Source organism: Kamptonema animale CS-326, assembly GCF_028330895.1.
Taxonomy (GTDB): Bacteria; Cyanobacteriota; Cyanobacteriia; order Cyanobacteriales; family Microcoleaceae; genus Kamptonema; species Kamptonema formosum.
On record NZ_JAQMUA010000233.1, the window covers coordinates 1 to 8,141 of the forward strand.

The following is an 8,141-nucleotide window of genomic DNA, read 5'->3' on the forward strand; positions in this document are numbered from 1 at the left end:
CAACCATCTTTTTCTATGAGTTACAGGTTTTTTGCGGCGAGCGCCCACCCTACGTTTAATTATGTCCGACTACTTAGCCTTTCCAGAAATGCTTCACTGACACCCTAAACAACATAAAAACTAAACTATACACCAAATTTTCATATCCCCATAAACGGGAAATATACGGAAATTCTCAATACATCACCTGATTTAGTGATGATACCCAGAAACTTTCCGTATATCTCCCGCCAATTAATTAAGTAACTAAGGTGTCACCTAACTCCATTGACTTAGAAGCGATCGTGGAACGTCCGCTTAATCACATCCAACTGCTGTTCTCTAGTTAACTTAATAAAGTTCACAGCATAACCAGAGACTCGAATTGTCAATTGTGGATATAATTCAGGATGATCCATCGCATCCAACAACATTTCTCGATTTAAGACATTCACATTGATATGATGTCCGCCATCGTGGAAGTAACCATCTAACATCCCAACCAGATTTGTAAACCGCTCGTCCTCTGTTTTACCCAAGGCTCCTGGTACAATCGAAAATGTGTTCGAGATACCATCTTGTGCGTAAGCGTAAGGCAATTTAGCAACAGAGGCAAGAGATGCGATCGCACCCTTAGTATCCCGTCCGTGCATTGGATTTGCACCCGGTGCAAAGGGTTCGCCTGCTTTCCGTCCATCTGGTGTATTACCCGTTTTCTTACCATAAACCACGTTAGAAGTGATGGTGAGTACGGATTGTGTGGGAACAGCATTGCGATAGGTCTTGTACTTCTTCAGCTTGCTCATAAAGGTTTTCACGAGCTCGACTGCAATTTGATCTACGCGATCGTCATTATTACCGTACTTAGGAAAATCACCTTCGATTTGATAATCAACGGCTAATCCATTTTCGTTACGCAAGACTTTCACCTTGGCATATTTGATCGCCGAGAGTGAATCTGCTACAACTGACAACCCAGCAATACCACAGGCCATCGTGCGGAAAACATCGCGATCGTGCAATGCCATTTCTAACCGCTCATAGCAATACTTATCATGGCTACAGTGAATTACGTTCAGCGTATTGATGTAAGCTTTTGCTAACCAGTTCATCATCAAATCGAACTTCTGCATTACTTCGTCATAACTCAGATATTCGGAAGTAACGGGTGCGTAGGCAAGGGCAATTTGTTCGCCCGATTTTTCATCCTTGCCGCCATTAATCGCATACAGCAAGCATTTTGCTAAGTTAACCCGTGCGCCAAAGAACTGCATTTGTTTGCCAAGTCGCATCGCGGAAACACAGCAAGCGATCGCGTAATCATCTCCCCAATAGGGACGCATCAAATCGTCGCTTTCATATTGAATCGAACTGGTTTCTGTAGAAACTTTTGCACAGTAGCGTTTAAATGCTGCCGGTAATCGTTCTGACCACAATACCGTCAAGTTTGGTTCAGGTGCCGATCCCAGAGTAAATAGCGTGTTAAGAACGCGGAAACTGGTCTTTGTGACCAAGGGACGACCATCTTCACCCATACCCCCTATACACTCAGTTACCCACGTAGGATCGCCAGAGAACAAATCGTTATAATCAGGAGTTCGTAAAAAGCGAACCATTCGCAATTTCATTACAAAATGGTCGATTAGTTCCTGAAGTTCCGATTCAGTAGTTGTGTTATTCTTCAGATCGCGCTCAAAGTAGATATCTAGGAAAGTCGAGACTCGTCCCAGCGACATTGCCGCCCCATTTTGCTCTTTTACTGCTCCCAGATAGCCCAAATAAAGCCACTGCACGGCTTCCTTCGCATTCATGGCTGGGCGACCAATATCAAAGCCATAGCTTGCTGCCATTGTCTTTAACTCAAACAAGGCTTTGATTTGTTCGTTAATCTCTTCTCGCAGCCGAATGATATCAACATCAATGCTATCAACTTCGAGGGATTCTAGTTGATTTTTCTTATCGTCGATCAGGCGATCGCATCCATACAACGGTACTCGACGATAATCGCCAATAATACGTCCTCGCCCGTAAGCATCGGGCAATCCGGTAATGATACCAGAGTGCCGAGCCAACCGCATTTCGCGAGTGTAACCATCAAATACACCATCGTTATGAGTTTTACGATATTTGGTAAAAATTTCCTCAGTAGCAGGATCGAGCTTATAACTATAGGCTTCTAGCCCAGCTTTTACTACACGAATCCCACCAAAGGGCATAATTGCTCGTTTCAATGGTTTCTCAGTCTGCAAGCCGACAATCTGTTCTAAGTTTTTGTCAATGTACCCTGGCTTGTGAGCTGTAATTGTAGAAACGACAGCCGTATCTGCATCTAATATTCCTTTCTCTCGCTCTTGAGCCATTAACAGAGTTACTTGGTTCCAGAGCATTTTCGTTCTTGCTGTTGCACCAGCTAGAAACGATTCATTCCCTTCATAGGGTTTATAGTTCTTTTGGATGAATTCACGTACATCTATTTCCTTCATCCAATTGCCTGAATTAAATTCTTGCCATTGTTCAAACATATTATTTTGTGCCTCCTGGCTTGAGTAAGCGATCGGGATTAAGCCATGAGTCTCAAGACATCAGGTTTCAAGCTGGCGTAGAACATCTGAAGATAGTTTAGTCACTCGAACCCTGTTTCTCGTCTCAAATCTATTATAAAAAAAGAATTTGAGGAACCTGTGAGGAAAAATCACCGTAGCCCTCTTTTGTCACTTTCGGCAAAAAATAATCGGGATGCTTATAACATAAGACTTTTATCAAAAATCTTGATTTCAGCCATTCTATTAGAACATCAAGGCTCAAATGCTCGCTCTATCTACAGTTAAAAATTTGGCTCTTATTTTTATTTTACCAGAGGGACAAAAGAGGAGGTATAGCTAGGGGCTAGGGGAAGAAGGGAATAGAATAAGCGGGTTTCAGGACTTCAGAACGTCTTAAATGCCAAGAAGGTTGCTATAATTCTCCGCTGGTGTCAGAAACCGGGTTTCTATCAAAATCTCTGTTCTTTAACAGAAATCGTCTCAGAAACACGGTTTCTCAAAGATAAAAACTAACTATGCTTAATATTTCTGATTTCTTGCCACAAGGAGCGATATTGCTCAATAGCTACATCCGGGAGAGGAAAAAGAAATTCACTTTTAGAAATAACCTCTGATTCCGGTAAAAGTAAACGATTAATACGAAGTTCTTCGGGCAAATCTTCACGCTTCATGCTAATAATAACAGGAGAGCTAGCTTGAGTTAGCAGAGACATTTGAGTAGCTATTTGTGGCTGCCAACAAAAATCCATCCATTGTTCTGCTAACGATAAATTTGATGATCGATTAGATATCGGTTGTACCCACAAATCTGCCCACATTGATGTTCCAGAAATTGGAACTACTGCGCCAATTTCTTTCTGATTCTGCATTAGCCGTAATACATCCCCTGACCAACCAACAGCCGCCCAAGTATCTCCTAAAATTAGAGGTTGTAGATAAGAATTAGAACTGTAAAGTTTAGATTGGCGGTGTAAGTTGCTTAATTCTTCTTTGAGGTTAGCTACTTTATTAAGATCGCGGGTATTGTAGGATTTACCTAGTTTCTTTAAAGTCAAGCCGATGACTTCTCTAGGATTATCCAGTAAAGAAATGCGATCGCGCAATTCTTCCCGCCAGAGATCGCTCCAGTCTGTAGGAGGTTTCAAACCCAAGGACTTAAATTTGTCAATTCGATATACTATAACTGTAGAGCCCCAGCGGTAGGGAGCAGCCCAAATTTTGCCTTTTTCATCCGCAATACCAGAGTCATTACGCCTTACTAATGTTTGCCAAGCAGGAGGTAATTGCGACCAGTTTGTAAGCTTTGCGGGGTCAAGAGGTTGAATTAATTTTTGTTGAATTGCCTTCGCTAACCAGTAATCACCAATCATTACTAAGTCGGCTTTTTCCTGTTCCTTACCCTGATTTTGTGCTGAAGTTTTGCTCTTCCAAGTTTGCAATAGAGCAAATAATTCTTGTAACTGCGTTTGTGGCACAATCTGTAAAAGCGGCGATGGTTGCAGTTGCTTGCGAAATTGAGCGACGACTTGTGCGGGAACGGAATTTTTCAGCGATCGCACTTTTAGGGCCGTCTGGGTTCCACATCCCCCCGCTAATTGACTCAGAGTTAGGGCACTAGCCCCCAATAGCAAAGACCTTCGTTTCACTTTGTCTGCATCCGCTTTGTTAGATAATCTTTAATTTTTGCTCGTAATAAAGAATCATTATACATCAAATATGTCTTTGCCAGCAAATTTTGCTTTTTCCTTCTGTTCTATATGTCATTGCGAACTCGGTGAAGCAATCTCAAGACTTGGTGATTCCTTCGATAGGCACACAATGACACAGAACATTTATTTTTACCTATATTATGCCATTGCGAACTCCGTGAAGCAATCTCAAGATTTGGCGATTGCTTCGATAGACTCTCAATGAGACAAAATATTTATTTTTACTTATTTAACCTTGAAAGAAAACAACCTTTCTTTCCTACCAACTTTCTCGATCGGGATCTGCCGAATCGCTCCAAATTTCTACATCCAAATCATTCAGATAAATCAAAGCACTTTCAATCTGACTAGCAGTACCGTGCAGTTCCAAATCAAACCAACCATCATCAGAAGATTTAACTCCCAATAAAGCTGCATTAACGTTTACCGTCAAGCCATATTGAGAAATTAAGCGAGAAATCACAGGTTCTTGATGATATTCTTTGGGAACCCGCATCCGAATCCGGGTTTGAGTAGGTCTAATATCTCCTTCAACGCTTTTGGGAATATCTGATGCCGTCGCCTTATGAAAAGCATTAATTGATTCAATTTCCAAGTTGTTGTTATTGTTGTTTTCAACTAACATCTGAATCTCCTAGTTTAAAGATATTATTTTTAGCTGGTAACGCCGCCTTCTAGGCGTTATTCACCGCCTAGAAGGTGGCGTTACATAAATGTCTGAAACCATCAATATTCTATTAGACAAAAATGGGTAATTTCCGAGCTATTCCCTGTTTTATTCAACTTCCTTAATCCTAGTTTTGCGCTCTAATATTTCCTTGAGTACAAGAGTTACAACCGCTAAAAAAGCCAGAATAACCGCAGCAGAATAAGCCGATTGCGTCGCATACTGCTTGTAAGATTCCTCTACAAATAGCGGTAAAGTTTGCGTTTTTTTAGCAATATTTCCCGATACTACAGAGATAGCACCAAATTCTCCCATTGCTCTTGCATTTGTCAAAATTAATCCATAAAGTAAGCCCCAACGAATATTGGGAATCGTAACTCGCCAGAAAATTTGCCAATCATTTGCGCCCAAAGTTTTAGCCGCTTCTTCTTGGTCGGTACCAGCTTCTTCCAACACCGGGATTACTTCGCGAGCCACAAAAGGCAGAGTCACAAAAGCAGTAGCCAGCACCATCCCCGGAAAAGCAAAAATAATTTTAATATTGGCTGCTTCCAAGAACGCTCCAAACCACCCATTGCGCCCATATAGTAGCACGATCATTAAACCAGCAACAACAGGTGAAATCGCAAAAGGTATGTCTAAGATGCTGATTAAAAGTGTGCGCCCAGGAAATTTATTTCTAGCAATTACCCAGGCAGCACACAAGCCAAAAATTGTATTGATCGGCACTACAATTATAGCAATAAATAAGGTAAGTTTGGCTGCATGGAGAAACTCTGGAGCAGTCAAGTTGGACATAAAAGGGCCAACTCCCTTACTAAAAGCTTGGACAAAAACATTGAGAGCAGGTATGAAAAGTACAAGGGATAGATACAGGACTGCAACCCCAATTAGAAGTCCCTTTACCCATGTTTTCTCCTTGTTTTGAAAGCGAGAATTAGCGGGAGGTACATTGTATTTAGCAGATGGATTCAGATCAATCGTCATAGCGGCTACCCCAGGCTTGTAAAATATTAATTGCCAACAACATCACCAATGAAATTGCCAACAGCACAACGCCAATTACAGTTGCACCCGCATAGTCGTACTGTTCCAACCTCTGGAAAATTAGCACTGGTGCGATCAAATCTTTAAATGGCACATTAGAAGCGACAATTACAGTCGAGCCATACTCGCCAACTGCCCTAGAAAATCCTAACGCTACTCCAGTTAAAATGGCTGGCAATAATGGTGGTAAAATCACTCGCCAAAATGTCTGCCACTGAGAAGCACCTAAACACCAAGCTGCTTCCTCAATGTCTTTTTCCATCTCGCTCAAAACTGGTTGTACTGTTCGCACTACAAAGGGTAAGGAAATAAAAATCATTGCCACACCTACGCCAAGGCGAGTAAATGCAATCTTGATACCAAAGGGTGCAAACAATGAACCAATCCAGCCATTATTGCTATAAACTGTGGCGATCGTCAACCCGGCGACAGATGTAGGTAGTGCAAAAGGTAGATCGACGGCGGCATCTATAAACCGCTTGAGTGGAAAATCATATCTGACTAAAACCCAGGCGATTAATGTTCCGAAAACGCCATTAATAATCGCTGCAACTAATGATGTAAAAAAGGTGACATCATAAGCAGAGAGAGCAATCGGACTGGTGGCAATTCTCCAGAATTCGGCTGGGTTAGCTGTACTCGCCTTTGCTAACAATGCGGCTACTGGCAAAAGTAGCATTAAAGAGAGATAGCCAAGGGTTATTCGCCAAGGCCAAGTAATTTTAGCTGCTAGATTTTGTAGTTGAGATTTTGGTTTTTGCGTGGGAAGCGATACCATTTTGATTTAAGGTTTGAGAGATTTTTAGATGCCTAGCTTTGCCTTAACGCTGACCTCTGGGCGGTAAAATCATTGCCCAGAGGGCGGCATTACGTTATTTCCTAATGTCAGCCTGGATTTTGTCAAAAATAGTGCCATCAGCAAAGAATTTTTGATCGATTTCTCCCCAACCTCCCAAATCTTTAACTGTAAATAAGTTTTTGACTGGCGGATATTTCTCGACAAATTCTTTGTCTTGGGCTACAGTAGCGTCTACTGGGCGAAAGCCTGCTTTAGCAAATTCTCGCTGAGCTTCTGGAGTGTACAGAAACTTAACAAATGCTTCAGCAACTTCGCGCGTGCCGTGCTTATCAACGTTTTTATCGACAACTGCGATCGGATTGTCGATGGAGACATTGGGATCGGGAACAATATAAGGCACTTTTTCACCTTTCTGAGCAGCCAAAACCATCTCATTTTCATAGTTGATCAACACATCGCCCTGACCTTGTTTAAAAAATACATCGCTGGCTTCGCGGGCATCTTTTGTGAGTACGGGAACGTTTTTGTAGACCTTGGTAACAAATTCTTGAGCTTTGGTATCATCGCCGCCATTTTTGGTGACAGCACCCCATAAAGCTAGAAAATTCCAGCGAGCAACCCCAGAGGTTTTAGGGTCAGCTGTGATTAATTGCACTCCGTCTTTAGCTAAATCTTCCCATGTTTTGATGCCTTTGGGATTGCCTTCGCGGGTGACTAATGCTGCTACAGATTTACTGACTATGGCATCATTAGCTGATTCTTTTTCCCAACCTGGTTCAATTAGTCCAGCTTTCTGAATTTTGCTGGTGTCTCCGGCGTGAGCTAGGTGGACGATATCAGCTTCTAAGCCGTCAATTACGGCGCGGGTTTGGGAGCCGGAGCCGCCATAACTTTGATTGAAGCTGACAGTTTGATTGTGTTCTTGTTTCCACTTTTCTACGAATTTGGGAATAATCGCTTCGTGGGCTGCTTTGGTGACGGCGAAGGAAACGAGGGTGAGTTCTACGCCTTGACCGGCGGCAGTTACGTTGGTGCCACTGGGGCTCGCGCTGGGGCTAGATGCTGTGTTGTTGCTACTGCTGGGAGAGCAAGAGGCGATCGCCACACTCAAACTCAGCCCTAATATAAAGAGTGATGCGAAGCTTTTTAGGGAATTCCTAAATAGAGTTATGCTGGCTAGGCGCTGTTGATACGAGCGCCCTAGCTGAGTGAGGCGTTGCCACTGACTCATTAGATGCTTTCCTTGTGTAAAGTACGGTTATTTGGTAGGAATACCGTTTTTTTGTGTACAGTCGTACATTATATAGAAGACTGTCCAAAAATGCAAGAGATTAAAAAAACTACTCCCACGCCCCTGTGCCCCTCTGCACCCCCGCCTCTCAGATTCTCTGCTCCTC

The 8,141-nt window shown here is 42.6% G+C and carries 6 protein-coding genes; all 6 read right to left on the reverse strand.

Annotated elements, in window-relative coordinates:
• Nucleotides 1-272: 272 nt before the first annotated feature.
• Nucleotides 273-2,501 (reverse strand): formate C-acetyltransferase, encoded by a 2,229-nt coding sequence (gene pflB, locus PN499_RS13250; protein ID WP_272032426.1) that lies wholly within the window; start codon nt 2,499-2,501, stop codon nt 273-275.
• Nucleotides 2,502-3,031: 530 nt separating this feature from the next.
• On the reverse strand, nt 3,032-4,168 hold the full coding sequence (locus tag PN499_RS13255; protein WP_272032427.1) for an extracellular solute-binding protein: 1,137 nt from the start codon (nt 4,166-4,168) through the stop codon (nt 3,032-3,034).
• A 322-nt stretch (nt 4,169-4,490) separates the two neighbouring features.
• Nucleotides 4,491-4,856 carry an NIL domain-containing protein gene (locus PN499_RS13260; RefSeq protein ID WP_272032428.1) on the reverse strand — a complete coding sequence of 122 codons (366 nt, stop codon included), beginning with the start codon at nt 4,854-4,856 and terminating at the stop codon, nt 4,491-4,493.
• Nucleotides 4,857-5,006: 150 nt separating this feature from the next.
• Nucleotides 5,007-5,885 carry a sulfate ABC transporter permease subunit CysW gene (cysW, locus tag PN499_RS13265; protein ID WP_272032429.1) on the reverse strand — a complete coding sequence of 293 codons (879 nt, stop codon included), beginning with the start codon at nt 5,883-5,885 and terminating at the stop codon, nt 5,007-5,009.
• Entirely contained in the window at nt 5,875-6,723 is an 849-nt protein-coding gene (gene cysT, locus PN499_RS13270) for a sulfate ABC transporter permease subunit CysT (protein ID WP_272032430.1), read from the reverse strand. Before cysT ends, cysW begins: the two co-directional genes overlap by 11 nt.
• A gap of 94 nt (nt 6,724-6,817) precedes the next feature.
• On the reverse strand, nt 6,818-7,975 hold the full coding sequence (locus tag PN499_RS13275; protein WP_272032431.1) for a sulfate ABC transporter substrate-binding protein: 1,158 nt from the start codon (nt 7,973-7,975) through the stop codon (nt 6,818-6,820).
• Nucleotides 7,976-8,141: the final 166 nt, after the last annotated feature.

Excerpts from the sequence above, each read along its gene's own strand:
- PN499_RS13260 (WP_272032428.1), bottom strand. The coding sequence starts at position 4,856 with ATGTTAGTTGAAAACAACAATAACAACAACTTGGAAATTGAATCAATT.
- PN499_RS13275 (WP_272032431.1), bottom strand. The coding sequence starts at position 7,975 with ATGAGTCAGTGGCAACGCCTCACTCAGCTAGGGCGCTCGTATCAACAG.
- cysW (WP_272032429.1), bottom strand. The coding sequence starts at position 5,885 with ATGACGATTGATCTGAATCCATCTGCTAAATACAATGTACCTCCCGCT.
- pflB (WP_272032426.1), bottom strand. The coding sequence starts at position 2,501 with ATGTTTGAACAATGGCAAGAATTTAATTCAGGCAATTGGATGAAGGAA.
- cysT (WP_272032430.1), bottom strand. The coding sequence starts at position 6,723 with ATGGTATCGCTTCCCACGCAAAAACCAAAATCTCAACTACAAAATCTA.